Source organism: Botrimarina hoheduenensis, from assembly GCF_007859815.1.
In the GTDB taxonomy this organism is placed as follows: domain Bacteria; phylum Planctomycetota; class Planctomycetia; order Pirellulales; family Lacipirellulaceae; genus Botrimarina; species Botrimarina hoheduenensis.
In genome coordinates this window covers 15,829-42,365 of sequence record NZ_SJPH01000006.1, presented here as the reverse complement: position 1 = coordinate 42,365, position 26,537 = coordinate 15,829, and the positions used below count along the sequence as shown (strand labels likewise).

Genomic DNA, 26,537 nt, shown 5'->3' with positions numbered 1-26,537 from the left:
TTTGCTAGCAGCGCTCCGCCCCTCATTTTCGCCTTGCGACGCAACCACCGCGAAAGGATTCGCAACATCATGGCACTGCTCGAAGCTCAGGGGCTCGTCAAATCATTCGGACGCCGTCGTGTGGTGGACGGCGTTAGTTTTGAGGTCGAGCCGGGCGAAATTGTTGGACTGCTAGGGCCCAACGGTGCCGGCAAGACCACCTCGTTCCGGATGACCTCGGGAATGGTCGATCCGGACGCCGGCAAGGTGAACCTCGGCGGAAAAGATGTGACTAACTGGCCGATGCACCGTCGCGCTGCCGAGGGGGGCATGGGCTACTTGGCGCAAGAGTCGAGCGTCTTCCGCAAGCTCTCCGTCCAGAACAATCTGCTGGGCGTGATGGAGATGCTCGGCATGGATCGCCGCACGCGCCGCCGCCGCTGCGACGAGTTGCTTGAGCAGTTTGGTATCACCAAACTACGCCGCAGCCGGGCGATGTCGCTCTCGGGGGGCGAACGCCGGCGGCTGGAGATCGCTCGGTGTTTGGTTTCCAACCCCAAGATCATCTTGCTGGACGAACCGTTCACGGGCATCGACCCCGTGACCATCGACAGCATTCAACAGATCGTCCGCGATCTGCGCGACGCGGGCATCTCGATCCTGATCACCGATCATCAGGTGCGCGAAACCCTGGAGATCACCGACCGCAGCTACGTGGTCAAATCGGGGCAGGTGCTCTGCCACGGACGGCCGAACGAGGTGCTTCGCCATCCCGAGGCCCGGAAGCACTATTTTGGCGAGGGAATGGACCTCTCGCTGCCCGCGGCGTGAGCCGCCTCGGCTCGCTGCTGTCAGTCTCTGCGGCGGTGCGATAAGCTAAGGTCACTTGCGGCGTTTCTCGCAAGCCGTGCCCCTTAGCCACCGCGTCTCATGCCTAACGCTCTGGACGCTCTTGCGATCGCGTGGTTCCTGTTGCTAGCACTCGGTCTGCCGCTTGCTGGTTGGGCGCTGATGGGACTCGACTATCGGGCCTACCTGCGGTCGCTGCGAAGGGCCCTAACGGTTGTCAAAAGTTATCAGCAAGGCTTGCCTGCCTGGGCGCTGCGCGGACGGCCCCGCTGTTTGGTGGCCCTGGATTTACCGCCGGGCTGCACGCGTGAAGAGGTTCTCGCCGCTTACCGTCGGTGCGTGAAGCAGGTGCATCCGGATCGTGGCGGAAGCGAACGCGAGTTTCAGCAGCTGCAGCAATGGCTGACCGAAGCTCTCGCTTATGCGGCGAAGTCCGACGCTTGATCTTGCTGCGTGGCACGCCGGGGCACTAAGTTCGATCCCCCCGACTTGCCGCCTCACGGGTCTGCCCCCGGGGCACCCCGTTTGGACGGCTTAAAACACGATCGTTCCGCTGACTGAAACGAGCCAAGGATGGCCTCTTCTCAAACTGCGCTGGCCGGCATCACGCTGGGCGAGCTCGCCGAACTTGTGGGTGCCGAGCTGCGTGGCGACCCCACGCTACGGGTCACCTCTGCCTGGCCGCTGGATGACGCCGTGGCCGGATCGATCACGCTGATCGATCACGCCGATCGCTACGCACGACTCGCGGACTCCGGTGCCGCCGCGGCGGTCATCCCGCTCGAAGCTCCGCCAGCAGCGCTGACGACGGCGCTGACGACAGGGATGACAACGGCCCTGCCGACCCTGGCGGTTGCCTCGCCCCACGCTGCGTTTCGTGAGATCGTCGCGCGGTTCCGGCCTCCCGCGGCACGGCCCCAGCCGGGAGTCGCCCCGTCGGCGGTTGTCTCGCCAACGGCAACCGTCTCAGCGCAAGCCTCGATCGGGGCCGGCGTGGTTATCGGCGCGCGTTGCCAGATAGCTGCGGGTGTGGTTATCGGCCCGAACTCGGTGATCGGCGACGACTGCCAGATCGGCGCTGACTCGTTCCTTGCCGCGGCAGTGGTCTTGTACCCGAGCACGGTTGTCGGCCAGCGTTGTCGGCTGCACAGCCACGCAACCCTCGGGGCCGATGGCTTCGGTTACCAACAAGAAGACGGCCGCCATGTGCTGGTGGCGCAGCTGGGCAACGTGGAAGTAGCTGACGACGTGGAGATCGGGGCCGGCACGACGATCGATCGGGGCGTTTACGGCCCGACCCGCATCGGCACCGGAACCAAGATCGATAACCTCGTTCAGATCGGACACAACTGCCGGTTGGGCCAGCACAACCTGATCTGTTCCCAGGTCGGCATCGCGGGCAGCACCACCACCGGCGACTACGTGGTCATGGCCGGCCAGGTGGGCGTCCGCGACCATGTTCATATCGGCACGGGGGCCACGCTCTCGGCCATGGCGGGCGTGTCGAACAACGTTCCCGACGGCGAGATCATGCTCGGTGCGCCCGCGACACCGCTGCGTCAGCAGAAGCTGCAAATGGCGGCCGTGGCGAAGCTGCCGCAACTTCGTAAGGAGTGTCGCGAGATGCGCCGACAGCTCGATCAGTTGCTCGCAGCGGCCGGCAACGAAGCGGCTGATAGCGCACGCGGTGCCGCCGATCGCGCTGCCTGAACCAAGCCACGTCACCACCCGCTAAGCATGCCCGTCAGTTTTTCCTCACCGAGCCGCCTGCGCTCCCTCGGCGACACGCGGGTCCAAGCGGGCGAGACCGTGGGCTTGCTGGCGGCCTGGGGAACATTTCCGTTTGAGGTGGCTCGCGCGATGCGTGCCGCGGGATTGCGGGTTTGCTGCTTGGGCGTTCGGCGTCATGCCGATCCGACGATCCGCCATCAGGTGGACGAGTTCCATTGGATCGGTGCGGGTCAGCTTGGCGGTGCCATCGCTCGCTTCCGTCGGGCGGGGGTTCGTCACGCCACCATGGCGGGCAAGTTTCATAAAGTCGAGCTCTATCGGCCCTGGGCCTGGGCCCGGTACCTGCCGGACTGGACCGCGGTCCGGACGTTCTATCCCTATCTGATCTCGTTCACCGGCGATCGGCGCGACGACACGTTGCTGACCGCGTTTGTCGAAGCCTTTGCCGCAGGAGGCGTCATCATGGGCCCCGCCACCGACTATGCCCCCGAACTGCTCGCCCCCGCCGGTACGCTCGCGGGGAGCTCGCCCGGCGAACGCGACTGGGCCGATATCCGCTTCGGCTGGGAACTCGCCAAGCAGATGGGAGGTCTCGACGTGGGCCAGAGCGTTTGTGTCAAAGATCGCGCGGTGATTGCCGTCGAGGCCATCGAAGGAACCGACCGCTGCATCGCCCGCGCGGGCGAGCTGTGCCGGAGCGGGGGGTTCACGGTCGTGAAGGTCGCCAAACCCCGGCAAGATATGCGCTTTGATGTCCCCACCGTGGGCGTTGGCACGCTCGAATCGATCCGCGTGGCCGGTGGCCGGCGGCTTGTGATCGAGGCCGGAAAAACGATTCTGCTGGACCGCTCCCGCTTTGCCCAAGAAGCCGAGCGACTCGGCATTAGCGTCGTCTCAGTCACCGCCGAGGAGCTGGCGGGCCAAAGACGCACCGCTTAGGTGCGGCATACCGCAGCATTGCGGCTTAAGGCGGGCGGTGAAGGCGTTGCTATCACTACTAGTGCCAGAAACCGCAAACAACAAACCCTTTGGCTGAAACGGCTTATTTGCCCAGACGTTCTAGTTGAGGTTTCTTTCAAGGCTGCCTAACATGAGAGGTACAGAGAAGGCTTAACGCTCGTCTGGCCTGAAAAAGGGCCCCGACCGCTAGGCAGCAACCGGGCACGGAGGCGTGCTCTTTTGACTACTCATCGGAAACGAAAAAGGGGGTGCTGGTGACCTGTGGGTGAAGTGACAGCGCGGCGTCTCGAAGAGACGCTCATCGCCTCGCTTCATTCTCTCCGAATCACTTGCCGAACGATGGTTGAGGCGCCGTCAGTGGTAAGAGGTATCGGGTTACCAGCCGCTCCCCAGGTCGTTTCGACCGAGGCGAGGCATGCCGCTAACGGCGCACAACCCGATCCCGACGATTCACCAGCTCACGTCGTTACCGGCTACGGATAACGATGCGTGGGTGCTTGGAGAGACGCCACGGGTCCGACAGCTCGCGCACCACGCCGAGAAGGCGGCCGAGGTGCAATGCACCGTGCTGCTAACCGGTGAAACCGGCACGGGCAAAGAACTCTGGGCCAAAGCCCTGCACCGCATGAGCTCGCGTAGCCATGCCGCTTTTGTGCCGGTCAACTGCGCCGCCCTGACCCCGACCCTGGCCGAGAGCCAACTGTTCGGCCACGAGAAAGGGGCGTTCACCGGGGCCGCTGGCCGCAGCTTGGGCGTGTTCCGCGCCGCCGAAGGGGGCGTTGTCTTCCTCGACGAAGTCGGCGAAATGCCCCTCGAATTGCAGCCCAAACTGCTGCGTACGCTGCAACAAAACGAGGTCACCCCGGTTGGAGCCTCGAACCCGCAGCGGGTCAACGTTCAGATCATCGCCGCCACAAACCGCGATCTCGAGGTAGAGGTCGCCGAGGGCCGCTTCCGCGAAGACCTCTACTACCGGCTCAATATGGTTGAGCTGAAAATCCCCGCGTTGCGTGATCGTTCGGAAGATATCCCGAACCTGATCGCGTTCTTCTCAGATCGCTTCGCTCACAAGTACTCGCGGCCGCGCTGGAATCCCACGGCCGACACGCTCGCCGACTTCTTGAACTACGCCTGGCCAGGCAACGTGCGTCAGCTGGCGCACGTGATCGAGCAGGGCTACGTTCTCGATTGCGAGCCGACGCTGCCCAACCAGCGTGTCACGACCCACAGCAGTCCTCAGCTGCCGTGTACCGACCTCAACCGCCTCCGCGATCTGGCGGTTTCTCAGGCGTTGCGGGCCACCGGCGGCCACAAGGGCCGGGCGGCCAAGCTGTTGGGCGTACACCCCAACACCATGACGCGGCTGCTGGCCGGTCGTGACCATTCGGCCAACTAGTTTTGGCTTAGGCCGTCTTAGTCTCTCAGCAGGAAGGCCCGCCCGCCACGGATCCGGCGGTGCCCTGCGCGGTCGCTGATCGCCCGCCCAGGGCTCGGTGCTGACTTGTGCCCGTCCCTCCTCTGCGGCTTAAGCCCCTTGCTGCTTTTCGATGCGCTCTGCGGAGCGGTCGCAGGACGCACGCACGCATGATGGGGTTGCTACGGTGCGCTCGGGCTTGGTACGGAGCGTCCCGGCACATGGCGACCATGCTCACCAGGGTCGGCACACTTGCACCGAGAGCGGCACCAACGGGGGCACCCCGTCCGGCCCTTCGCGCGAAGCGATCGCAGGCCCCTGCGATCGCTTCAATTCGAGTGAGCTTGCCGACCCGTATTACCCCCCTCGCGCGGAGTCCACCAAATTGGTGAAGCCTCCCACAAACGGGGAAACGCGCTTTTAGCTCGGCAAACGCAGCGTGAAACTCACACCGCGGCCAACTCTCTCACAAGAACAGGGAGAGCACCGCGGCGCGCTAGGCGGGGCCCCTGAGCAGTGTCAGAAATCGCAAACGGTCTGGCCCTAAGCACTTAGCTCCACGGCCCCGCGGCTCGTGCCGGAATGGCACGCTTCTCGCTTAGGTGACGGTGTCGCAAATGCTGGCCACCGGTCGGTGAGCCACGCAGCAACAGGTGTTTCAACGCTTGTCAGCAACCGATACCAGGAGAGGTCAATGAGTACCGAAAAGAACTACGGAAACGATTACGACGCGAGCAACTACGAGCGCATCGAGCATCGCTCTGGTGCCGCCCCCGGAAAGCGTAGCCGCCCGATGACCAAGCGCGCTGGCAAGAGCCCGCAATCGGTCAACGGAATCCACAAGCGCCGTCGTCGCAAGATGGCGTGGTGATCAAGAGTCGGCGTATCGCGCCCTGCTTAGCGCGACGTCGCTAGAGAAAACGATGCGGCGTTGAAGGTCGCCGTTGGCAGCCACCCCCGTATCTGCACGCAGGATGCGTACGGATTCGGGCGGCTGCAACGGGGTCACTTGAGGCGCACTTTCGCAGCGAAGCTCAGCGTCCTGCTTTCCCCCCTGCGCAGGACGGTGGTCTTCGTGTCCCTACTAGGAATGCTCTCAAGATGAGCCAAATTCGCTCCCCCGGCGGGACGGTACGACCGCCTACGCCCACACCGCGGACCACCCCGCGCCTTTCGCCGACGCCGCGCTCCGTGCGGTCGTTCGGCGATTGTGCGTCGCTGGTCCTTGTTACCGATCCGGCCCGCAGGCGGGCCGTCACCCAGGCCGCCCAATCTGCCGGCTGGCGGGTTGTCGCGTGCCAATCCCCCGACGAGACCGCCGCACAGGTCCAGCAGTGGCGGCTGCAGTTCGCGATTGTCGAACTCGCGGCGGGCGATCTCCCACAGCGCAGCGCCTTGCGCCAGAGCGTTCAGCAGCTGCGCGAAGCCAGCTCCCCGTTGCTGATCGTGGCCGACCAGGCACCAACGCACGAGGACGAGCTCTGGGCCCGACAGATCGGCGCTTGGCTCTATCTGCCGGCGATGACCGTTGGCGAGGAACTCACCCAGCTCTGTCGCGAAGCGCTGTATAGCGTCCGCCGACAAGCGACGGCACAAGCGCCAGTCGGCTAGGCGATCGCATCTCGTCTCCACCACGTGCTCGACAAACTCAAACACCGCACACGCACGGCTGCACACATACCCCCCGCTCCTAAGACGCTGATAGCGGTGCCGCCAAACCTGATCACGATCTCGGATTTCCGTTCGACCTAAATCCGGACCTGTGTGGTAGGTTGGCCTTACGGCTCACACGATTCAGCATCTCTGATTGATTGCCTGCTCGAAGCTTATTGCGACTCGCCCCCGTTCTTTTGCCAAAGATACGGGCCGGGTCGGCCAAGCTGCCGAGACCATGGAGGAACCGCGACGATGAGTAGCACCCAACGAGGCATCGCAGCCGGGTCCGTTTGTTTATGGACCGTTGCCATTGCGGCCCTGGTTGCGTTGGCAATCTCGGGCACGAGCCTGACTCCGGCCGTGCCGGCCAGCGCCGCGGGCGATGCACCTGCCGAAGCCGCCGCGACGGTCTCCGTGGATTCCCTCGACCGCACCGCCTAAGGCCGGTCGCCTTTTTCTGCCAGCGGGCCGTTGTCAAGCGCCACGCGCAGGGCGTATGCTTTGGATCGCCTCAGCGGGCGTAGCTCAGTGGTAGAGCGCTAGCTTCCCAAGCTGGATGTCGAGGGTTCGAACCCCTTCGCCCGCTCTAGTCGGAAACTCAAACGGCGTCGGACCTTAGGCCGAACCTCGCGATGGTCGCGAGAGCTGCCAGCAGACCTAAACGGGAGTAGTCACTACTCCTGAAAGGTACCAAGGCATGCCCAAACGACCCTCTAAGGCGGCGCGTCCGCCGCGTGTTCCTTCCTACTGCCTCCACCGTGCCAGCGGTCAGGCGTACGTCAAAGTCCGGGGCAAGGTGACCTATCTGGGCGTGCACGGAAGCGAAGCCAGCCGGACCGCCTACGCGGCGGCCGTGGCTGACGTTCTCATCGGACGCGAAGTCCAAGCCCCCAAGTTCACGGCTAGCGGCTCCCCCCACGTGGTCACGGTTCGCGAGGTCTGCGACCGGTTCGTTACCTATGCCCGTGGCTATTACGTGAAGTCTGGCAAGGTGACTGCCGAAGCGGGCATGGTGGCGACTGCCTGCGGGCATGCGGCCGCGCTCTTCGGCGATCAACCCGCTGAGGCTTTCGGACCGCTCGCCCTCAAAGCCGTACGCGAGCGGATGGTCGCTAAGGGGCTGGCCCGTAGCACCGTCAACCAATCAATCAACCGCTTGCGGCGCGCCTTCCGCTGGGCTGCTGGTGAGGAGTTGATTCCCGCGAGCATCCCGGCCGCGCTGGCGATGGTCCCGGGCCTGCGCGCTGGACGCACCACCGCTCGCGAGACGTCCCCCGTGCTCCCGGTGGCTGACACCGCCGTTGACGCCACCGTTGCCGAGTTGCCCGAGGTTGTGGGCGATATGGTTCGCCTCCAGCGGCTAACCGGTATGCGGCCCGGTGAGGTCTGTAGCTTGCGCCCCTGCGACGTAGACCGTTCGGGCGAAGTCTGGACCTATCGACCCGCAGAGCACAAGACACAGCACCACGGCCGCGAGCGCGTTGTCTTCATCGGTCCGAAGGCGCAAGGCGTGTTGCTCAAGTATCTGGCGCGTGATGCGCGAGCGTGCTGCTTCCGCCCCTGCGATAGCGAAGCACGGCGTCGGGCTGAAGCGCATGCCCTGCGGGTGACTCCGCTCTCCTGCGGCAATCGACCCGGCTCGAACGTAAGCGAAGCCCCAGCGACCAAGCCCGGCAATCGCTACAGCGTTTGCTGTTATCGCCAAGCGATTACGCGGGCATGCGAGAAGGCGGGCGTCGATCAATGGCGACCGAACCAGTTACGCCATACGGCCGCCACCGAGGTTCGCGCTAGGTTTGGTCTGGAGGCTTCGCAGGTTGTGCTCGGTCATTCTACCGCGCGCACTAGCGAGATATACGCCGAGAAGAATCTAGCCGCCGGGGCTGCTGTTGCTCTGGCTATTGGTTGAAACGTTATTGGCTCAGCTACAAATAAGCCTATCCAGCTAATTCACATGCAAGATAAGTATGATTGCCGAGACGAGGAAGAACAACTGAAGGCTATCAAGGATTGCCTTTGTGAATTACTAAGCGACCTAATCGCTGCGCAAGCACTAGCTAACGATTGGGATAGTGACCTATCCCAGCTAGAGCCTTCAGGGGCAATTGCAAAGGCAGTTGATCGATTTATAAAGCAAGCTTTCAACGCCTACCAATTGGTAGACAAGAAGCACTGCGCGAAGGTCCGAAAAGCTTTCAAGGCAAACGAAATTGCAATGCACGGTAATCAGTTAGCTTGGTCTGGCATAAAGAAATTGTGTGAGCATCGGCTTGGTAACGATTGCTGGCAGTTTATTCAGGCAGGAAGGGAGGTAGATTACTGGTCAATAGTGCTTGCCCTACGAGATGATCCGATCTCTCGCACGCTGCTCTTTTCTTACGTCTACCGCGTGCTTGGGGAATGGTGGATGTCCAAGCACCATTTATTGCATAGATCACAATGCGAGACTCAGATATCGGTAGATCAAGCTATCGATTGCGTGGAGATAGCACGCTGGTCAATTCAGGCAACGCAGATCGAAGGCCAGGGGCACGAAGCGGTTTACGAGAGCACCGTAGTTCCTGAAGCCGTGCGACCCGCGCTGCTTCAATTCTCTCGAATAGCGAGGGCTTTCAACGATAGCGATCTTGCCGATGAGATGAGCTTTCTTGGCTGCGAGATTGGCTATCTGCAGTGGGATGGCCGTGATGGCGATTTGCTAGGCCGCTGGAGCACGCAGAAAGGAATTAAGTTTATCGACGATGCTCTCGACGCGATGCTAATTAGGGGCCTAACCTACCTATCAGAGGGCATACCTGCTGTAGACTTGGGAAGCGCGGGGCAGGGTTGGTCACGACGGCTCAAGGTGAACCTTGAGTCTAACTCTGTGATACTAGACCAAGAGTCTTACAGCGTGACTCCTGATTCTGCAAATCTGCTAGAAGCGATGCTCAAGGCTTATCCGCTACCGGTAACGGCAAGCAAATACTCGACGAAGCCGGAACGTTTGCGCAAGGGATGGCCTTTGCAGATTCAGAGGATCGTTGAGACAGATCGCCACGGATACCGCCTTGTCGCTCCAAGTGGGGATTGCAGTCGTGAATGTCGGGATACCCCGACCAAAGATGACGTAATGTTGGACAGCGATTAACGCGAAACAATGCGGCCGTTGGATCAGTTTTCCTTCGAACCGCAGAGGTTTCGCAATGCTTAAAGTTTCTCCCGGCGACAATCTGTTGCCCGTGCCGACCGCCGTCGAGAAGGCGATTGGGTTCCGCCCCCACCCCACGACCTGCAGCCGCTGGACCCGCCAGGGCGTGCGCGGCGTGCGACTGCAGGTCGTCATGGTTGGGGGACGGCCCCGCACCACCGAGCGGGCCGTCATCGAGTTCGTCGAGGCGCAGACCGCCGCGACTGCGCCTTCGATGAACGCCTAGTTTCTTCCCGACTTGCCAGGAGGGCCGGGGCTTGGAGCCAGGCGAGGCTTCCCATCTTTCCGCGCGGGTTCGATTCCCGTCCGGTCCACCTAGGCGGTTTCCTAAATAGGAAACGCCCGGCGCATGAATAGCGTCCGGGCGCTCCGTAGCCAGCGAGGCTTCCCGCCATGATTGTAGCAGTACGCACCCGAGGTGCGAGCGCTAGACGGAACACTAACCGAGAAGTCCGTCGAATCGTCGCCCTGCTGGTTGAAGCCAGCAAGGGCGCACTAACGACGGCGGATAAGATCGCCGAGCGTACCCCCGAGAGTCGGAGGTGCGGACGATGAAGGCTCCAAAGAAACGTAAGCCGAGCGCGTCGCGGAAGCGTTCCGAGGCAAAAGTCGGACTAGAACGACTTCGGCACGTAGCGCCCGAATCCCTACGCCCCTCACCCGAGAATGACCGCCTCTATCGGCCCGTGCTGCCGACTGACAAGGCAGTTATCGAGTTGGCCGACAGCGTCCGCGAGAACGGCGTTTTCGAGCCGATCGTCGCCACGGCTGACGGGTTCATCGTTAGCGGTCACCGGCGGCGCGTCGCGGCGATGGTTGCGGGCTTGGCGACGGTCCCGGTTCGGTATCTCGACAAGCGACGCGGCGAGTATCTCGGCGAGGAGTTCGTCGCCCTCCTGCGCGAACATAACCGCCATCGCGTGAAGTCGGTTTCTGAGGCGATACGCGAGTCGATCGTCGATGCCGACCCAGAGGCGGCCTATATCGACTTGCTCGGCCACCGCGACCACGTCGAGGAGGACCTGCTAACCGCTGTCAACCTGAGCGGCAGCATTCAGCGCAAGCGAATCAGCGGGGCGAAGTCGGCGATGGTCGCGGCGATCCTCAAGGTAATCGAGGAGCACCGCGCGTATCTGCCGATCAACGATCGCAAAATCCACTACGAGCTAGCGCAGCATCACCGGCCGCTAAGGCACACAGCGAAGCCCGATTCCCAATACGCGGCCGACCAGCGGAGCTATCGCGACCTCTGCGACCTCCTAACGCGCATGCGGGCCGAGGGCATCATTCCGCACCACTTGATTAGCGACGAGACCCGCCCCGAGAAGGTGTGGCGCTGCTGGCCGAACGTCGAGGCGTTCTTACGTGATGAGGTGAGCGAGTTCGCGCGTGTCTTTTGGCGTGACCTTGTCCAAACGCAGGAGGTCCACGTCGAGGTGGCCGTCGAGAAGAATACGGCCGTGAAGATTATTGAATCTGTCGCCATGCGGTACACGATTCCGGTAACTTCGCTGCGCGGGATGCCGTCGATGCCGACCAAGCACCGGATAGCCGAGCGATTCAAGGCGACGGGTAAGTCACGGCTTGTGCTCCTGCTGGCGACCGACTTCGATCCGACAGGCGAAGCGATCGCCGAGAACCTTGCAAAGAGTCTGCGCGACGAGTTCGATATTGAAAACCTGCTCGCCTATAAGATAGCTGTCACGCCCGACCAAGCGGCCGATCTGGGCGCGCTAGAGAGTGTCGAGGGGATCAACCTCAAGGCGGGCGACAGCAAGGCAAAGCGTTTTCGGGAGCGTCATGGCGAGGACGTTGTCGCCTACGAGTTGGAAGCGCTTAGCGTTGCAGACCTCCAGCGATTGACCGCCGAGGCGATCGACGCGGTTCTCGATACCAACCTTCTCAACGCCGAGCGCGAGCAGGAGAAACTCGACGCTGCCGAAGTAGCCAAGGCGCGACAACGGTTGCTCCTCGCCATGAGTGAGGAAGCATGAAGCGCGAACTAGAGGAGGCACGCGCCTACGTTGAGCGCGGATGGTCGATCATTCCGATGCGGATGACGGAGAAGAAACCCTGCTATCGGTGGAAGCGATACCAACGCAACCCAGCATCGCCTGCGACCCTCTATCGGTGGTTTCATGCCACCGACAACGGCGTTGGCGTAATCTTCGGCCAGGTGTCTGGCGGTCTGGCGTCGCGTGATTTTGACGATGCCCGAGCGTATCACCGCTGGGCAGAAGCACAGCCTGCCCTAGCCGCTACGCTGCCAACCGTGGCGACGCGACGCGGATTCCACGTCTACGCCAACGCTTGGCCGGAGAGCGTCGAGGAGGCCCGTAGGCGGCTCCGTGGGCGACCGGAAGGAACAGGTGCCATTGCCCTAGGGGATGGCGAGCTGCGGGCTGGCGTGGGCTGCTACAGCGTTCTCCCGCCGAGCACCCACCCGAGCGGGCACGTTTACGGCTGGGCTGTTCCGCTGCCTGAGGGCGAGTTGCCGTGGATCGACATTTGCGAAGCGGGTTTCTTCGCTGCGCCTGCCGTTGAGGCTGCCGTCGAGGTCGATCGTTTTCACGGATGCCACACAGGGGACACAGTAGACACAGTAGACACAAGCAATAGGGGTGAAGGGGAAGGGAGAGAAAAGTACGATAGCGAACAACGCGACTTCACGATTTACGTCGAGTTGACCGTCGAGGAGGCGATCGCGGGCTCGCTCCCGACCGATGGGGGACAACGCCACCGCCAGGTTTTCGAGTTCGCCAGGAGGCTGAAGGCGGTTCCTGATTTAGCCGAGTTGCCCGGGCGAGAACTAAGGCAATACGTGCAAGAATGGCATCGTCGCGCGTATCGTGCGATCAATACCAAGCCTTTCGAGGAAACATGGATCGACTTTCTCAAGGCATGGCAGAATGTCCGCACCCCCTACGGAGGAGGCGTCTTGAGTACCGCTTTCGCTCGCGCGTGCCGTGCCGGTTTGCCGGAGGTCGCGCAGCACTACGAGCAATCCGAGGTCCAGTTGCTGGCCGGTCTGTGCCGCGAGTTGCAACGCGGCGCAGGAGACCAGCCGTTCTACTTGTCTTGCCGCAATGCGGGGCGACTGCTGGGCGTCGATCACAAGCAGGCGAACCGCTGGCTGTACCTGCTGGTTGCCGATGGTCTGCTAGTCGAGGTCGAGAAGGGGAACGTCAAGACTCGCAAGGCGTCACAGTACCGATGGCGTGGCAATAGCGGCGTTGCCTAGCTGACCTCACCCAACAAAGGGAGTCCATCGTTAAACCAAGCCACGTCGCCAGCCGGTTCCCAAATAACGAGCCCAACCGAATCGAGTTCGCCCAGATAATAGCGTACCGCTTGTTCGGGGAAGGCGAGCAATTCGGCGAGGTCTGCGACGCGCGCGCCATGCCCCCACGATTGTTCGAGGTAGATCACCGCCTCATGCACTGCGATATGAGTGCGGTTTAGCGAGGCGTAGCGTTGGAGCGGAGTCATACGCAGAAGGGTACGCCCGTTCACCATCTTTGCCGAGCCGCAAAATCCGGTAGAGGTGACAACGGCGAAGCCCAAGCGGTAGTGGGGGGCCTCATGCACCCGGGGGGGGTGGCCGAAACTGCCGAAGCGCTCAATTCATCGAGACCCGACCCTTAACGCAAGAATTGGCGAAAATCGCCCCATCGGAACAGCGAGAGAGACCGCCTAGCGCCGCCCGATATGAAAACGACGTTGGATGCCGCGTACCGCTGAGGTAGGCCGGGGGGGCCAGGAGGACCCGACCGGGCCCGGGTGCTTGGAAAGCGTCACCTGCTATGGGAAGAGCCCGCAATCGAGCTAAATTGGTCAATCCGCCGCGGACCACGCCTACTTGCGCGCCATACCGTTCGGGCGAGTCACCGATAAGTTGGTCTCGGAGGGAACGCCGGGCAATCCGAAAGCTGCCGAGGTTGAGCTGACCGACGCGGATTCGGCGAGTAGCTAACCTGCCGAGGCTGGTCCACCCGCTGAGCCTCGGACCGAGCGGCTTGCCTACTTTGGCCTGAGGCACAATACCTTAGAGCGTGTGATCAGAACTGATTTTGGTCGATGTGGGATGGTAGCGACGATGGCGGATTGTCACGTGAGATTCTCAAAATGGCCAGTCGAACGCATACTCAGTCCACAGGTCTCTCGAGAACTACTGACGCTGTACAAGTGCCGTGTGCCGGCGTACCCCGCTCACGTCGAACGAATGATGGATCTTCTGCCCCCGATCGCTGTCAAACGAACGGATGTGCTGGCCGTTTAGCACGAAGGCATACTCTCCGTCAGGCAACCCACTGACTTCGAATGAGCCTTGGTGAGCAACGCCCGAACGGTTCTCAAGCTGGAACTTGAGATAGGTCAAGTCGTCGTTAAACAGCACCTCTTCCGACTTCTGTAGGCCGTCGGTGTGCAGCGTCAGGTGGACACGTTCCGATCCCACGAGCAGATGCAGGCGGCGGCGTACGCCGTCTTGGGGCACAACGGTGTTCCAGCCGTCGCGCGAGCCGTAGGAACCCCCGATCGCAATCCTGCCGAAGAGGGGGTCGTCCATCACGACGGTGGCAGCCGCGCGGATGCCGCTTGCTAGGCCGTGGTCGATCTCTCCGTCGTAGGGCCAGATCCCCCGGGCCGAGGTCCCGGTAGCCCAGTTCTCGCCGTTCTTTAGCGTCTGAAAGCACCAGCCCGCCGCCCCGTCGTTCTCTTCGCCCGGATACCAGTAGCCGTATCCTGATTCGGCGGTTCCTGAGTTCACAAGGGCCCAAGAGCTCAACAACGACGCGTACCCCAGCCGCACATACGGCGCGGGGTCGTCGCTGTAATGCAGGCCGTAGTCCAAGACGGCCCAGCCGGCCATCTGCGACATGTAGTCGAGCGTGTTCGCTCCGACCCGCGCTGAGCCCAGGTAGTAGTACGTGGCTTCCAGCGACCCACGCATAGCGATGTTGGCGTCGATCTGCCTCTTCATGAACAGTTCGGCGTGCTCGGGCCGAACGTCCGGGTGCGAGTACCAACGGTTGCGGTTCCGATCAAACCAGAGGTTTCGGTCGGGCTGCATCGGGTTCTCGATCGCGTAGCGCGCTATCGCGTGCGTCGATTCGAAGGCGGTCCTGTCGAACACGAACTCCGAACCGAACGGGAACGGTTCGTCGTAGAGGAAGTACTTGACCTTCTTCTCCCACTCACCCCGAAGCCATTCGGCTTCCTGATCCATGCCCTCCTGCCGCAGCGTACGGATGAGATCGATGAGGTACCGCTCATGGAAGTTGCCGAGCTTGTAAGCCCAGTCGCTGTACCCTTTGTGCGACCACAGCGGCCGCCCGACCAAGTGGATCGCGTAGGGAACCCGGAAGTACGCTTGGGCCGTGCCGTACGCCCTCTCAAGGTACCCCTGGGCGTCGAGGTAGGTCACCAGGTTGGGGTACTGGTCGGCGATCCGGTACATGTCGTAGTAGAGCATGATGAAGGTCGTGTAGTCGAACGACCTCCACAAGCGTTCTGCTCCCAACCCGGTTCCCTGGGGGACGCCGAACATCTTCTCGTACGACCGGATACGGTCGGGCAGCGTCGTTCCCCACGCGGTCGTGCGGTTTAGGTACCAGTTCTCGCTGCCGTAGATCCCATAGGGATGGGGATGCTCTTGATTGGTGCGCTGGAGCTTCCCCCAGACGAAGTGCTCCAGGTAATACTCGAGCGCGGCGATCTCGTCGGCGTCGGGCAGAACAACGTTCTTCTCAGCGACCAACACCGCCTTCGAGTTGGAGGGGTCGTCCGACCCGCCCACCATGTAGTCCTGCAGGCCGCCGGTGTCCTCAGGACCGCGCAAGGCCTTCTCTCGCATGTCCCAGAGGCTGAACAAGCCGTTGTACCACTTGCCGTTTCGATGCTGTTGCTTCTGCGTGATGAAGCGGGCGCGCTTTCGGTAGAGCGTCTCTAACGACTCCGTGCTGAAGAACTCCAGTTTCAGTGAGCGGCCTCCGTCGTAATCCACCCGGACGGCGTTCTCGCCCAGCCGCGAGAAGCCCAGTTCGTAGACATGGACGTCCGGCTGGGCCTCCCCGAGGTAGACGATGCTCGTCGCCTCGGGGTGCTCCGGCTGAAGGGTGAGAGTTCGGCTCCGGGTGCGCAGCGCAACGCGAGCCGTCAGGTCAGTCGGCAGCGTCATGCCTGGAACGACGTACACGTCAAGGAGGCCGTCGTCGTAGAGGATGTCTCGGACGTCACGTAGGTTGTTGGCCCAAGCGAAGGTGAAGCCGTAGCGAGCGGCGTCGTTCGGCTCTCCCTTCGGCGCCAGGGTGACGCCGGTGTGGGGCTGGCGCCACGTGCCCTGTGGCGCGTCGGGACCGCTACGGGCCGAGTGGACGAAGGCGGTGTGACCGGCGTCGAAGTACTCCAAACGCGTGGCTCCGCTCGGCGTCATCACCAAGATGGGCCCAAAGCCGATCGCTTTCGTCCAGTAAACGAATGAGCCGTGACCGGCGACGAGGCGATGACGGTTTAGCCGGCTCTCGTACGTCTTGCGGACGGCGTCCTCGTCCTGCAGGTCACCGCCGACGTAGTCCGTGTTCATCCGGAGCGGGAGGCCGAGGTCCCCGACCTCGAGCGTTTGCTCGCCAAGGTTGCGTAGCTTCAGAATCCAGGCCAGACGCGAGGCGCTTAGGGCGAACGTCTTGACCAGTTCGAGGTCACCGGGCAGCCGATAACGCACCTCAACGCCGTTCGAATCGGACTCAACAATGTAATGGGCGCCAGGATCTCCCAGTCGCGCGGTCCGCCACGGTTCGCCGGGGCGGCGATAACTGAGCGTGACGTCCCCGAGAAGGTGACCCGGCTTGATGAATTCGGCGCTGTGCGGGTCGTGATCGCACTTCAGGCTGGTGACGCTGCCGCGTTCCTGGTCGAATACCAACGCGAACCCGGCTCCACGGAGCTCTGACTCTGCCGCATGAGACGGGCTCACGCATAGCAGAATATGCAGCGCGACGGTTACGGTGGCACGACCGTTACTTCTGCATCGCCGATTAGGCAATCTGACAGCACGCGCGAGCCGGCGAAGCGAGTGGCCAATCCGCGGGCACAGAGCCTGCCGAGCGAGCGATAGTTTGTGCGGTGCGGTGCGCTGCATGGTCGCCTCGCCGACCTCGGCGCCGGTTGCTGATCAGGATTGAGCGACGCGGTGCCCTTCTTACTGGGTGAAGAATCGCAAGACCGTGGTGCTCTCGTAGAGCTCACCGGGCCGGAGGATGGTGCTCGGGAAGTGCGGCTGATTCGGGCTGTCGGGGAAGTGCTGCGTCTCAAGGCAGAAGCCCCCGCGGTGCACGTAACTCTTGCCGGACTTGCCGAAAAGCCGTCCATCCAAGAAGTTTCCGCTGTAGAACTGGATCCCCGGCTCGGTCGTTCGGATCTCCATCGCCCGGCCCGATTCGGGTTCGTAGACGCGAGCCGCAAGGACGAGTGACGCCGTGTCTCCCTCTCGGTTGAGTACCCAGTTGTGGTCGTACCCTCCTCCGAATTGGAGCTGCTCGTTTTCGGTGCCGATGTCTTTTCCGATGGATTTGCTAGTCCGGAAGTCGAATGGTGTGCCAGTCACGGGTGCGATCTTCCCCTGCGGGATCAGGCCTTCGTCAACAGGCGTGTAGCCGTCGGCGTTGAGCATCAGCTCATGGCCGAGGATCGTTCCGTCGCCCTCGCCACGCAGATTGAAGTACGTGTGCTGCGTAACGTTGACCGGCGTCGCCTTGTCGGTTGTCGCGCGGTAGGAGACGACCAACTCGTCCTTGTCGGTGAGCCGATAGACCACTTCCAGATCGAGATTGCCCGGGTATCCCTCTTCGAGATCCTTGGCGCGGTACGTCAGCCGCAGCGCGTTAGACTCCGGCAGCGGCTCCGCAGCCCACACGACCTTGTCGAAGCCGATGACGCCTCCGTGGAGATGGTTCTCTCCGTTGTTACGGGCGAGCTCGTAGGATTCGCCGTCTAAGGTGAACTGCCCGCCCGCGATCCGATTGCCATAGCGGCCAACCACGGCCCCGAAGTACGGTTTGTCCACCGCGTTGATGTAGTCTTCGACACGGGTGTACCCGAGTGCGATGTCCGCCAGCTCGCCATCGCGGTCCGGCGTACGGATCGAAGTGATGATCGCCCCGTAGTTCGTAATGCGGACCTCGATGCCCGAGGCGTTCCGCAGCGTGAACAGTCGGATGCTGTCGAAGTCTTCCTCGACGATCTGCGCGTGGCAGCTGGTTGCGGCTGACACGGACATGCCGCACAGAAGCAGGGATCTCATTGACATGGGGCGTCTCTATGGGGATGCATCGCGTGAGTTGTCAGAGGCTTGTGCTGCCGCCGGCGGTTCTCGTGTCGAACCGCCGATCCGCCATTCCAACACGCCGGCGGAAGCTTCGGGCGCGAGCTGCACCTCGATCCTCAGCGCGGTGGTGACAACTGGGGCGAAACTGGTCACGTTGAATCGATTGACGTCGGTCCCGTAGGGACCGTCTGTCTGCACCGGCTTCCAGTCTTGGCCATCCCGATAGAGCAGCCTCCACGAAGCCGGCACACGGCAATCGGCTTCGTTGATCGCCTTGTCGAAGGGGCCGGTGGGGGCGTGGTCGTACCGAGACGAGTCGTCGCACCAGTAGACGCTCACGCTACGGAGGTCGCGTGGCTGATCGAAGTCGGCTTGGAGCCACTCGGTCGTGCCGGTCCTTGGCAGGAAGGTCAGGCGCGGGATCGCTTGGTCGCTGGACGCGCAGGGGAGCAGACCATCGGCCATCGCCGAGAGCCGGTCATCCGCAGAGCAGTAGGAGGCCGCGGGGGTGTAGGACAAGTCGGTGCTGGCAACGCCTCTCCAACGCCTGAGGCCGCGGTCGTCGCCCGCTTCCGGAAACACACTGATCCGCAGCGGCGCGGCGCCCATCGGCAGCAACGTGAGCGGTTCCGTGGGCGCCTCCGAGTAGGCGGGGCTTTGCTGCAACCGGCCGCACATGCCGGTGAGATCGACGGTCCACTCAGGGATGCGTTTCCCCTCGCAACGGATTGCTACGGGTGATGAGTCCGGAGCGAACGGGTAGTTGGACCGCGGCCATTCGCGGTGCTCGACGCGGAAGTTGTCCTCAACCGGTAGCTCTTCCAGCACCAAACCGTAGTTCCAAGGCGTCGTTGGATGAAGCTCGAACGCCGGCCACGCCTCGAGGTCAACGACGGGACGCCACTGCGAATCGACCGCGGCGGTGTCGGTCGGATCGACGACTACCTTCGTGCTGCCGATTCGCAGTGCGTAGGTAATTGGGCCGCGGCTGACGCTGATGCTGTTGTGATTGTCTCGCCAGCGATGGACTCGCACGTCCATCGGCATCCGCAGCGTGACGGTGTCGCCGTGCTTCCACCTATGCTCAATCCGGACATAGCCACCCTGCGCAATGTTCTCCGCCACGACGACGTCGTTGAGGGTGACCTCGGTCCGCTTGGACCATGCGGGAATCCTCAGGTAGAGAGGGAACTTCGCGGGTGAGTCGGGCGTGATGTCGAACACGACCTGCTCTTCGAAGGGGTAGCGGGTCGTTTCAACAACGCGGACGGCGACACCGTCTCCGACAACTGCCTCGACGACGCTCGGTCCGTAGCATGCCGCCAAGAGTCCGTGGTCGTTCGTGGCCAACCAAAGATACTCTATGAACCGCGGCCAACCCTGCGTGTGATTGTGTTGGCAGCACCGGTGGCTCAGCGGATTGAAGTTGAACATCGGCCCAACGTTCTCAATCCCGGGCGAATAGTCGCGACTATCGCTAACGACAAGATTGGGGCTCGTCAGATAACGGAGCGACCGGTAATCGGGCGCGAGCGTCGCAGGGAAGGTGTTGAAGGCGACATCCTCGACGTGGTCAGCCCAGAGGGGATCTCCGGTAATGACCAGCAGCTGCTGATCGGACCGGATCTGCTCGACGACCGCACAGGTCTCGATGGCCTGCCGCGGATCACGATAGCCCACGCGAGCATTTTCATCGGCGGCGAACATCCCGCCCGGAAATCGGCCGTAGCTCTTCCGAACCAACCGGAAGTTGTCGTACGCGGCGCGCAGGTCACTTGAGTCTCCGGACTGCAGGTAGTACGTCGCGGGCTCCCCGAAGGCCTGCGCGATGTTGACGCCGTGCCAGCTAGGAAGGTCACCGTTGAGACGCCAGTTGGCCGTGTTCCGATGCACCTTCTCGGCGAGGCCTAGCAACCACTCTTCTTCCGTGTGATTGAACAGCCAGTAAACGACTTCAAGCAGATCGCCGCCCCGATAGTATTGCCAGAAGTGCGTGAGCATCTTCTCATCGGGAATCGTTGCCACGTAGCGGCAGTACCCGAGCATCAATTCTAAGACGCGGGGATCTGCCGTGCACTCGTAGTAGGACTGGAGGCAAGACAGCATCAGGATGTTGGCCCAGAGGTCGGGCGAATCGTCGTCGCCGAAGATCCGCCGGGGCCCGAAGTCTCCATTGGGTCGCTTGCTCGCGAGGACCGCTTCTATCCACCCGACGGTTTCGGCGTTCAAGTCTCCATCATCGAGAAGCTGCGCGAGCAGGATCGATCCGCGCAGCCAGTAGGGCACCTCCTCCCAGCCCCACTTCCCCCTGCCCTGTGGATCGACCCACGCGTTGCCGTCCTCTTGCAGCCAGGCGCTGACTTCCTGAAGTCGGCCCGCCAGCCCCGCTCGCTGGCGGCGAAGCGTCTCCAACAGCCAGCCCCGTGGTTTGACACTGCCGATCGGCAGCTTCACAAAGGCGGCGGGCTGCAGCGGCGGCCTATTCGACAGGTAGTGCGAATTGCGGACGTCCGTCGGTGGACGCGTTAACGCCGAGATGCTGGTCTCGCCACTCGCGAGCGGGCCGACGACGACCACAAGACTCACGGTGATGATGACCGTCGGCCACCAACTGCGCGGGACGAAGATCGCCGGAGCTGCGCTGAGAGGTCGAGCGACCGATTGCTTGATCAGAGGGTCCCCCATCGCCGTACGCCCTACCGACTACGAACCAGCGACAGATCGAGCAGCCGTGCCAAGCAGAGGCCGTCCGTTCCTGGCTGACACGCAAGCGGCGGCTTGTCTTGTAATCGCAGCACAGGATCGACCAGCACGACATGGTCGACCTTCGGATCGCCATCGGAGTCGGTCGCCACGAGGGTAAGGAACCGATTGCTCGGGCTCAGCTGCACGACGATCGACGCCTCGCCGTCGTCCGCGTTGAAGTCTAGCCGGCTGTACTTCAGCTTTCCGTCTACGAATACACGCAGATCCGCTACTGACTGTTCGAGCACCCCTTCCTCGTCGGAGACGGCTCCGAGGTTATGCAGTAGGGCACAGAACTCGACGACGTCGGCTCGCTGGGCGTCGCTGATCGAGCCGAGGTCGAACGTGATTCCGACGTTGGCGTGAAGCCCTAGCACGCCATCTTTGGCGTCTAGCAATCGCCGATGGACCGCTTCGAGGGTTCCGCTACCCCACAGGTCACGACGGTTCGCCGTCCGGAACTCATTGTCACGATCAATCTCGGAGCTGCGCCGCGCCCAGATGGGACCCCATGATGTCCCGTTGTTCGGCGGCAGGTGAACCATGTGGCCATCGGAGTCGATCTGCATCTCTCTCGCGTTCGCGCGAGGTATAAAGACGCCATCCACCATCGGATTCCAGGGAGTCGCCGTGAACTGGGTGTCTCCCCGCAACGCCCGCTGGCGATCCGGTCCTACCCAGGGAGGAGAGCCCCAGTATCCGGTGCGTGGGTCGATCGATCCAGCGATCCTCGCACGAAAGTAGTCGTTACCACCGACCAGATCGAGCAGGCTCACAGTCCCCTCGGCGCCTCGGGGATCGGCTGGTTGCAAGAGATCGCGGCGGTACGGGTAATCAGGTTGCCCGCGGAGCACAGTAGGAGACCCATTCGAGTCGATCCGCATCGACATACCTTCCCGTACCCGACGCATTGGCCCGCCATCGCCGCTGTCCTTCAAGCTGTGAACGTGGATCTCACCCTCAAACACGGTTACATCAGTTCCGCTGGGTCCGACCCCGACTCCAAACTCGGTCCCGATATCAACGACCGTCGCGGTAGGAGTTACCAGCACGAAGTTAGCGCCATCCGCCCGGCCCGTGACGCAGCCCCTCATCAGCCTCGCTGACGTGCCGCCGGTGAATTGGACCGACGCCGGTGAGCAAAGCACAAGATTCGCCCCCCCGCTGAACTCCACCTGGGCAATACCCGACTCGATGCCCAGAATGTCGCCGGGGCGGAACCGCATCAAGAAGTCCGAAGGAACTTTCCCACCACTCCACCGAACGTCCGGCGTCGCCGCGGTAAGTCGCGCGACGACTGAATCTGAATCCGATAGCGCGAGATCTTCCTCGCTCTTCGTGAGGTCTCCCGCGTAGGCGTCGCCCGCGGCGACGAAGCCACCGGTAGCCGACAGCCTGTAGTACCATCCGCCGATCGCCAATATGAGGACGGCAGCAGCTGTGGTGGCGATTGCTACTCGATTCTTTCGTTGTCTAGCGGCTCGCAGATCGACAGGCGAATAGCGTGCGTCACTTGGCATCGAATTCGCAGCTACGACCGACCACTCACTTCCGTCGGACCCGGCGCTAGAAGCCTCATCCGGGGGCCCGATACCGACAGCCGAACGGATGACTTGCCACTCATCTGCCGCACCGCGAGAGTGTGCCCACCTACGCATGCCTTCGCGGAGGTACGCCGCGTCGACGTACTCTTGTTGGACCGCTTCGTCGCCGGCCAAAGCCTCGTTCAATGCAACGACGTCCGCCTCGGACAACTCGTCGTCGACGAACCGCATCAACAAAGCTTTGATCGTGCTGCGTTCAGCCATCAGCCCAGACCCTCGGCTCGGAGTTTTGCCTTGACGCAGCTGAGCAACCTCGCACGCACTCGTTCGAGCGCTTTGTACATGCCGTTGGCAGACAGGCCTATTCTCTCAGCGATATCGGCCACGGGAATGCCGTTTCCGTATCGCATCCGAATCAGCATCTTTTCCTTATCTCCGAGGGCGTCAATGCACGCTCGCAGGGCCTCCAGGCGGTAGTTCAGCCGGTCCAAAGAGTTGATCTGCAGCTCAGCTATCTCCTCAACGACCTCCGTGCTGAAAGTCACCTTTGCACTGCGACGCTTTCGGTAGTACAGAAGCACTTCGAACTTGGCGATCGTGCAGAACCAGCGGACGAACGCTTCGTCTGGCGGTTGATCCGTGCAGCGGAAGTCGTGCATCTTGCGGAACGCCGCCATGCATGCGGTCTGAAAAACGTCATCTACGTCACTCGCGGGCAGCATCAGCGACGCGATGAAGGCACGCACACGGGTTTCGTGGGTCACCACCAAGCTGACAAAGGTCTCCGGATCAAGATGTTCTTCCGGTCGATGGCGTCCTTCTGGCGGTTCTCCCTTAGGCACGTCTAGATCCTGCTTGAACGAAGTTCGCGGAGGCAACCCGGTCCTACTAGCGACAGCGTGATGAGCCGATTTCTGCACAGAAATCCCTCCAGTTCGTAGACGAGAAGCAGCAGGCGCGGCCTGACGACCGCGGAGCCCTCGGTCAAGAGTCGCATGCAGAGCACGCGCAGGCCAGGGCTGAGCGACCCACCGGCCCGAAAGGACAACGCCGGCGACGACTCGCCCCGGTCGTGTTGCGGCAACAAGCGTGGGACGAAGTTAGCGGATTTTTGTGCAAAGGATCGCGGGCGGTGCAGTTGTAGTCATAGGGCGGCCGGCTCGCGTTCAGACGCAGCTCTTGTCAGACACGCAGGCACAGCCTTGTCGCTCGACTGGGCAGCTGTAAGTGGTTCGGTAGCAATGGCTTGCCGTGATTCCGAGCAACGCGAGTATCAGCAAGGCCGCAATGGACCAGCGGCCAGACGATCATCTGCGTGTCATGAGGCAGCCCCCACGACTCCTCGTCTCCACTTCCTCGTTCCTCTATTTCACCTGTGCTTCTCACACCAAGAAGGAGAGTCTCATGAAGCTGCGAACCTTGCTGAGCTGCGCCGCTGCGATCGGCGTTATGGCTTCCGCTTCGATGGCCCTAGCCGATGCCCGATGGACGGGCGCGGGAGCTACTGATCGTTTCGACGACCCAGCCAACTGGGATACTGGCATCGTGCCGAGCAGCCCCACCGACAAGGACAACGCGGTGACAGACGGCAACGTCGCGCGGAATCTGCTCGATGGCACCAACATTCTTATCGAAGACGGAATGAACGTCGAAGCCTTCGCCGTGCAGATCGGGCACCCGAAGGAAGGTGCCTTCGGCTCGCAGGCGGCTAGCAACACGCTGACGATGACCGGCGGCTCGCTGACCACTCAGGGCAACTTCCTGTTCAACGTAGGCCGTGGAACGAACGTGCTGCCCGGCCAGCTGGTGCAGTTCAACATGTCGGGCGGGGTCGTGAACGCCGCTGGCATCACCGTTCCCGAAGCGTTCGGCCCCGGTGTGGGCAGCGTCGGAATCAACGCCGAGATGCACGTCAGCGGCGACAGCATCGTCAACACCGACTTGCTTCGCCTCGGCGCCCAGGATGCCAACTCCGTGGTCACGATCAGTGACAACGCTCAGGTCAACCTGACCGACGACAACAACGGCTTCGCGCCGGGCGTCTTGTGGATCGAGGCGTTCGAAGCCGTACCGGTAGGGACGTCGCTACTGGATATCCGTGACAACGGCGTCCTGACCGTTCACGGCGAGTGGTGGACCGACGAGAACGGCGATGGCATCCGTGGCGCCGCCACGAAAGCGGAAGCCGACTATATCCGCGACAACTACGTCAACTCGGGTTGGATCGTCGGCGACGGCGGCGCCAGTCCGATTGGGGTCAGCTTCTCGAACGGTGTCATCACGCTTCGAGCGGTGCCCGAGCCGGCTACGGCCGCTCTCTTGCTGGTTTCGTGCCCGCTGCTGCTCGCGCGTCGGCGGGCTTAGCTCGTGACGTTGGGGTGGGAGAGTAGCTGCACGCAATGATAGGCGAGGGTCTCCGGTCAGCGGCCGGAGACCCTCGACCTTGCGTCTTGCGGTGCACAGCTAGGGGAAGTGCGCCGAAGGCGAGACTTCACTTCCTCGACGCACAGCCACCCGCCCCGAATGCGAGCTGCGGCTGGAGGGTGCAGCAGTTCTTGATGGCCACGGCAGGTTCACCAAGTGAGTACGACAGACGCCATCAAAGATCGCGGCGGGTTCACTCTCGTCCTCGGGGCCTTGGCTGGGATCACGTTCGGGCTGGGCGCCGCACCCGAACCGGGGAGCTGCCTGCTGATTGGTCTCGCCGCATCATTCGCGCGGGCATTTGGTTACCGCCCGCCGCGGAGCCCAAGTAACTGCAAGACCATACCAACCACAAAGCCACTCACTTCGTAGGCAGGGAGAATACTCGTGCGTACCACCTACACTACGGCCGCCATGGCAGCCTTGCTTGTCGCGTCATTGGACGCCGATGCCCAGGTGAATTCCTGGATCGACGGGGGAGCCTCCAACCTGTGGTCGGACGCCGGCAACTGGTCGATCGGCGTCGTGCCGCTCGGTTCGAGTCAAGATCCACTCGTTGGCTGGGACGATCCCAACGGGATTTTCTATCCGCTCACCCCCGACCCATCCGACGACGGCCCGGTCGGCAACAACAACGTCTTTCTCGACACGCCCAACGCGACAACTCTCATCGATTCGTCGGTAACGGCGAACGCCTACGGTGTCCGAATCGGTGGCGACCGTGGCGCCCCCTCGACTCTCGAGATCACGGGCGGAACCCTGCGTATCGGGGTCGATCCGGACGCGCCCGACGATGCGAACGCGGTCGGCTGGCACCTCGACATCGGTCGGGGCTTTAACGACAGCGGAGACCCCGATTCGACACAGCGTGTCGATATGTCGGGCGGGACCGTGATCACCAACGGCCTCTTGATCCCGGAGCAGTTTGTCGATGACTCGCTGCCGGACCCAACGGACTCGGCTCCCTTGAACGGCGAGCTGGTCATGAGCGGCGGCGTGATCAACGCCCGTTGGATGAACCTCGGCCAGCTCAAGGGGAACGGCACGGCGTTGCTCTCGGGCGACGCCGAGATCAACCTCGCGTCGAACGTTGCGGGCGACCCGGCCAACGGGGGTCACCTGAGTTTCAACCGCAATTGGTTCCTTGACGGACTCCCCGTCCCCTCATCGGGGGACGTCCACATGGACCTGAGCAACAACGCGGTCATCTCGATCTTCGGTCACGTCAGCGAGTTCATCGTCTCACCCAACCAGGTAGAGGTGGATCGCTACGAAGGGTATGTGGACACGCACGAGCTCACCGCGTGGGGCGGCACGGCGGCGCCGGTGATCACGCTCGACACGACGACGGGCCCCGCGCCGTTCATCACGATCGAAGCGCCGACGGTGCCGGGGGACTACAACAACGATGGCGCTGTTGACGTCGCCGACTACACGGTGTGGCGTGACAACCTGGGCGGCTCGATCACACTCAACGGCGAAGACGCCGACGCCACGACGCCAGGCGTCGTCGACCAGGAAGACTACGACTTCTGGGCCGCCAACTTCGGCCTCACTGCCGCCGACGTCTCCCCACTGCCGCCGCTCGCGGGGACCGCCGTACCCGAGCCCGGCGCAGTCTTGCTTGCTCTGCCAGGACTAGCGCTGGGACGAGGCCGGCGAAAGCGATCCCAGTAACACGCGTTGAACACCTGAGTAAGTCGTTCTCTACGAGGTCTTCAT

21 protein-coding genes and 2 tRNA genes are annotated in these 26,537 nt (G+C 62.5%); 17 read left to right on the top strand and 6 right to left on the bottom strand.

From position 1 onward, the window contains the following. The first annotated feature begins 33 nt into the window (after nucleotides 1-33). The 15 genes from lptB to Pla111_RS12895 all read left to right on the top strand — a co-directional run bounded on the left by lptB (nucleotide 34) and on the right by Pla111_RS12895 (nucleotide 13,020). Entirely contained in the window at nucleotides 34-810 is a 777-nt protein-coding gene (lptB, locus tag Pla111_RS12955; RefSeq protein WP_231931020.1) for an LPS export ABC transporter ATP-binding protein, read from the top strand. Between the two features lie 99 nt (nucleotides 811-909). Continuing rightward, on the top strand, nucleotides 910-1,272 hold the full coding sequence (locus tag Pla111_RS12950) for a J domain-containing protein (RefSeq protein ID WP_146574872.1): 363 nt from the start codon (nucleotides 910-912) through the stop codon (nucleotides 1,270-1,272). A 129-nt stretch (nucleotides 1,273-1,401) separates the two neighbouring features. Beyond that, nucleotides 1,402-2,538 carry a UDP-3-O-(3-hydroxymyristoyl)glucosamine N-acyltransferase gene (gene lpxD / locus Pla111_RS12945; protein WP_146574871.1) on the top strand — a complete coding sequence of 379 codons (1,137 nt, stop codon included), beginning with the start codon at nucleotides 1,402-1,404 and terminating at the stop codon, nucleotides 2,536-2,538. A gap of 27 nt (nucleotides 2,539-2,565) precedes the next feature. After that, complete coding sequence (locus tag Pla111_RS12940) at nucleotides 2,566-3,498, top strand: LpxI family protein (protein WP_146574870.1); 933 nt, start codon at nucleotides 2,566-2,568, stop codon at nucleotides 3,496-3,498. A gap of 436 nt (nucleotides 3,499-3,934) precedes the next feature. Next, nucleotides 3,935-4,915, top strand: a complete 981-nt coding sequence (locus Pla111_RS12935) for a sigma-54 interaction domain-containing protein (RefSeq protein ID WP_146574971.1) — start codon at nucleotides 3,935-3,937, stop codon at nucleotides 4,913-4,915. 712 nt (nucleotides 4,916-5,627) lie between these two features. Beyond that, a complete protein-coding gene (locus tag Pla111_RS17290) occupies nucleotides 5,628-5,804 on the top strand; it encodes a hypothetical protein (protein WP_197525017.1) in 177 nt (58 codons plus the stop codon). Between the two features lie 230 nt (nucleotides 5,805-6,034). Then, nucleotides 6,035-6,544 (top strand): hypothetical protein, encoded by a 510-nt coding sequence (locus Pla111_RS12930; protein WP_146574869.1) that lies wholly within the window; start codon nucleotides 6,035-6,037, stop codon nucleotides 6,542-6,544. Nucleotides 6,545-6,841: 297 nt separating this feature from the next. Next, nucleotides 6,842-7,030, top strand: a complete 189-nt coding sequence (locus Pla111_RS12925; protein WP_146574868.1) for a hypothetical protein — start codon at nucleotides 6,842-6,844, stop codon at nucleotides 7,028-7,030. A 73-nt stretch (nucleotides 7,031-7,103) separates the two neighbouring features. Next, nucleotides 7,104-7,175: transfer RNA gene (locus Pla111_RS12920), tRNA-Gly, on the top strand. Between the two features lie 111 nt (nucleotides 7,176-7,286). Beyond that, nucleotides 7,287-8,498, top strand: a complete 1,212-nt coding sequence (locus Pla111_RS12915; RefSeq protein WP_146574867.1) for a tyrosine-type recombinase/integrase — start codon at nucleotides 7,287-7,289, stop codon at nucleotides 8,496-8,498. A gap of 45 nt (nucleotides 8,499-8,543) precedes the next feature. Continuing rightward, a complete protein-coding gene (locus Pla111_RS12910) occupies nucleotides 8,544-9,719 on the top strand; it encodes a hypothetical protein (protein ID WP_146574866.1) in 1,176 nt (391 codons plus the stop codon). Nucleotides 9,720-9,774: 55 nt separating this feature from the next. Continuing rightward, entirely contained in the window at nucleotides 9,775-10,005 is a 231-nt protein-coding gene (locus Pla111_RS12905) for a DUF1580 domain-containing protein (RefSeq protein WP_146574865.1), read from the top strand. Nucleotides 10,006-10,026: 21 nt separating this feature from the next. Next, nucleotides 10,027-10,093, top strand: a tRNA-Gly gene (locus Pla111_RS17285). A gap of 237 nt (nucleotides 10,094-10,330) precedes the next feature. After that, the gene (locus Pla111_RS12900; RefSeq protein ID WP_146574864.1) at nucleotides 10,331-11,773 is read left to right on the top strand and encodes a ParB N-terminal domain-containing protein; all 1,443 of its coding nucleotides are present in this window, start codon (nucleotides 10,331-10,333) and stop codon (nucleotides 11,771-11,773) included. Continuing rightward, the gene (locus Pla111_RS12895; protein ID WP_146574863.1) at nucleotides 11,770-13,020 is read left to right on the top strand and encodes a bifunctional DNA primase/polymerase; all 1,251 of its coding nucleotides are present in this window, start codon (nucleotides 11,770-11,772) and stop codon (nucleotides 13,018-13,020) included. The genes Pla111_RS12900 and Pla111_RS12895 overlap by 4 nt, the downstream gene beginning before the upstream one ends. Here the strand turns inward: Pla111_RS12895 and Pla111_RS12890 are convergent. From Pla111_RS12890 to Pla111_RS12865, 6 genes are all read right to left on the bottom strand, one after another. Continuing rightward, nucleotides 13,017-13,268 carry a hypothetical protein gene (locus Pla111_RS12890; RefSeq protein ID WP_146574862.1) on the bottom strand — a complete coding sequence of 84 codons (252 nt, stop codon included), beginning with the start codon at nucleotides 13,266-13,268 and terminating at the stop codon, nucleotides 13,017-13,019. The genes Pla111_RS12895 and Pla111_RS12890 overlap by 4 nt on opposite strands. 679 nt (nucleotides 13,269-13,947) lie before the next feature. Further along, nucleotides 13,948-16,752 (bottom strand): DUF5695 domain-containing protein, encoded by a 2,805-nt coding sequence (locus Pla111_RS12885; RefSeq protein ID WP_146574861.1) that lies wholly within the window; start codon nucleotides 16,750-16,752, stop codon nucleotides 13,948-13,950. 225 nt (nucleotides 16,753-16,977) lie between these two features. Next, nucleotides 16,978-18,084, bottom strand: a complete 1,107-nt coding sequence (locus Pla111_RS12880; protein ID WP_146574860.1) for an aldose epimerase family protein — start codon at nucleotides 18,082-18,084, stop codon at nucleotides 16,978-16,980. Between the two features lie 9 nt (nucleotides 18,085-18,093). Beyond that, nucleotides 18,094-20,787 (bottom strand): beta-L-arabinofuranosidase domain-containing protein, encoded by a 2,694-nt coding sequence (locus Pla111_RS12875; RefSeq protein ID WP_146574859.1) that lies wholly within the window; start codon nucleotides 20,785-20,787, stop codon nucleotides 18,094-18,096. A gap of 11 nt (nucleotides 20,788-20,798) precedes the next feature. Continuing rightward, nucleotides 20,799-22,655 (bottom strand): FecR domain-containing protein, encoded by a 1,857-nt coding sequence (locus Pla111_RS12870; RefSeq protein WP_146446818.1) that lies wholly within the window; start codon nucleotides 22,653-22,655, stop codon nucleotides 20,799-20,801. Continuing rightward, complete coding sequence (locus tag Pla111_RS12865) at nucleotides 22,655-23,233, bottom strand: sigma-70 family RNA polymerase sigma factor (RefSeq protein ID WP_197525015.1); 579 nt, start codon at nucleotides 23,231-23,233, stop codon at nucleotides 22,655-22,657. The genes Pla111_RS12870 and Pla111_RS12865 overlap by 1 nt, the downstream gene beginning before the upstream one ends. Nucleotides 23,234-23,795: 562 nt before the next feature. Between Pla111_RS12865 and Pla111_RS12860 the strand changes: the two genes are divergently transcribed. Then, nucleotides 23,796-24,755, top strand: coding sequence for a hypothetical protein (locus Pla111_RS12860; protein ID WP_146574857.1), 960 nt, complete (start codon nucleotides 23,796-23,798; stop codon nucleotides 24,753-24,755). A gap of 447 nt (nucleotides 24,756-25,202) precedes the next feature. Then, nucleotides 25,203-26,492: a hypothetical protein gene (locus Pla111_RS12855; protein WP_146574856.1), complete on the top strand. Its 1,290-nt coding sequence runs from the start codon at nucleotides 25,203-25,205 to the stop codon at nucleotides 26,490-26,492. Nucleotides 26,493-26,537 lie beyond the last annotated feature (45 nt).

Bases quoted from the DNA above. Each gene is read 5' to 3' on its own strand.
- Pla111_RS17290 (WP_197525017.1), top strand. From the start codon at position 5,628: ATGAGTACCGAAAAGAACTACGGAAACGATTACGACGCGAGCAACTAC.
- Pla111_RS12900 (WP_146574864.1), top strand. From the start codon at position 10,331: ATGAAGGCTCCAAAGAAACGTAAGCCGAGCGCGTCGCGGAAGCGTTCC.
- Pla111_RS12910 (WP_146574866.1), top strand. From the start codon at position 8,544: ATGCAAGATAAGTATGATTGCCGAGACGAGGAAGAACAACTGAAGGCT.
- Pla111_RS12935 (WP_146574971.1), top strand. From the start codon at position 3,935: ATGCCGCTAACGGCGCACAACCCGATCCCGACGATTCACCAGCTCACG.
- Pla111_RS12930 (WP_146574869.1), top strand. From the start codon at position 6,035: ATGAGCCAAATTCGCTCCCCCGGCGGGACGGTACGACCGCCTACGCCC.
- Pla111_RS12860 (WP_146574857.1), top strand. From the start codon at position 23,796: ATGAAGCTGCGAACCTTGCTGAGCTGCGCCGCTGCGATCGGCGTTATG.
- Pla111_RS12895 (WP_146574863.1), top strand. From the start codon at position 11,770: ATGAAGCGCGAACTAGAGGAGGCACGCGCCTACGTTGAGCGCGGATGG.
- Pla111_RS12915 (WP_146574867.1), top strand. From the start codon at position 7,287: ATGCCCAAACGACCCTCTAAGGCGGCGCGTCCGCCGCGTGTTCCTTCC.
- Pla111_RS12925 (WP_146574868.1), top strand. From the start codon at position 6,842: ATGAGTAGCACCCAACGAGGCATCGCAGCCGGGTCCGTTTGTTTATGG.
- Pla111_RS12880 (WP_146574860.1), bottom strand. From the start codon at position 18,084: ATGTCAATGAGATCCCTGCTTCTGTGCGGCATGTCCGTGTCAGCCGCA.
- Pla111_RS12870 (WP_146446818.1), bottom strand. From the start codon at position 22,655: ATGGCTGAACGCAGCACGATCAAAGCTTTGTTGATGCGGTTCGTCGAC.
- lpxD (WP_146574871.1), top strand. From the start codon at position 1,402: ATGGCCTCTTCTCAAACTGCGCTGGCCGGCATCACGCTGGGCGAGCTC.
- Pla111_RS12940 (WP_146574870.1), top strand. From the start codon at position 2,566: ATGCCCGTCAGTTTTTCCTCACCGAGCCGCCTGCGCTCCCTCGGCGAC.
- Pla111_RS12950 (WP_146574872.1), top strand. From the start codon at position 910: ATGCCTAACGCTCTGGACGCTCTTGCGATCGCGTGGTTCCTGTTGCTA.
- Pla111_RS12875 (WP_146574859.1), bottom strand. From the start codon at position 20,787: ATGGGGGACCCTCTGATCAAGCAATCGGTCGCTCGACCTCTCAGCGCA.
- Pla111_RS12905 (WP_146574865.1), top strand. From the start codon at position 9,775: ATGCTTAAAGTTTCTCCCGGCGACAATCTGTTGCCCGTGCCGACCGCC.
- Pla111_RS12890 (WP_146574862.1), bottom strand. From the start codon at position 13,268: ATGACTCCGCTCCAACGCTACGCCTCGCTAAACCGCACTCATATCGCA.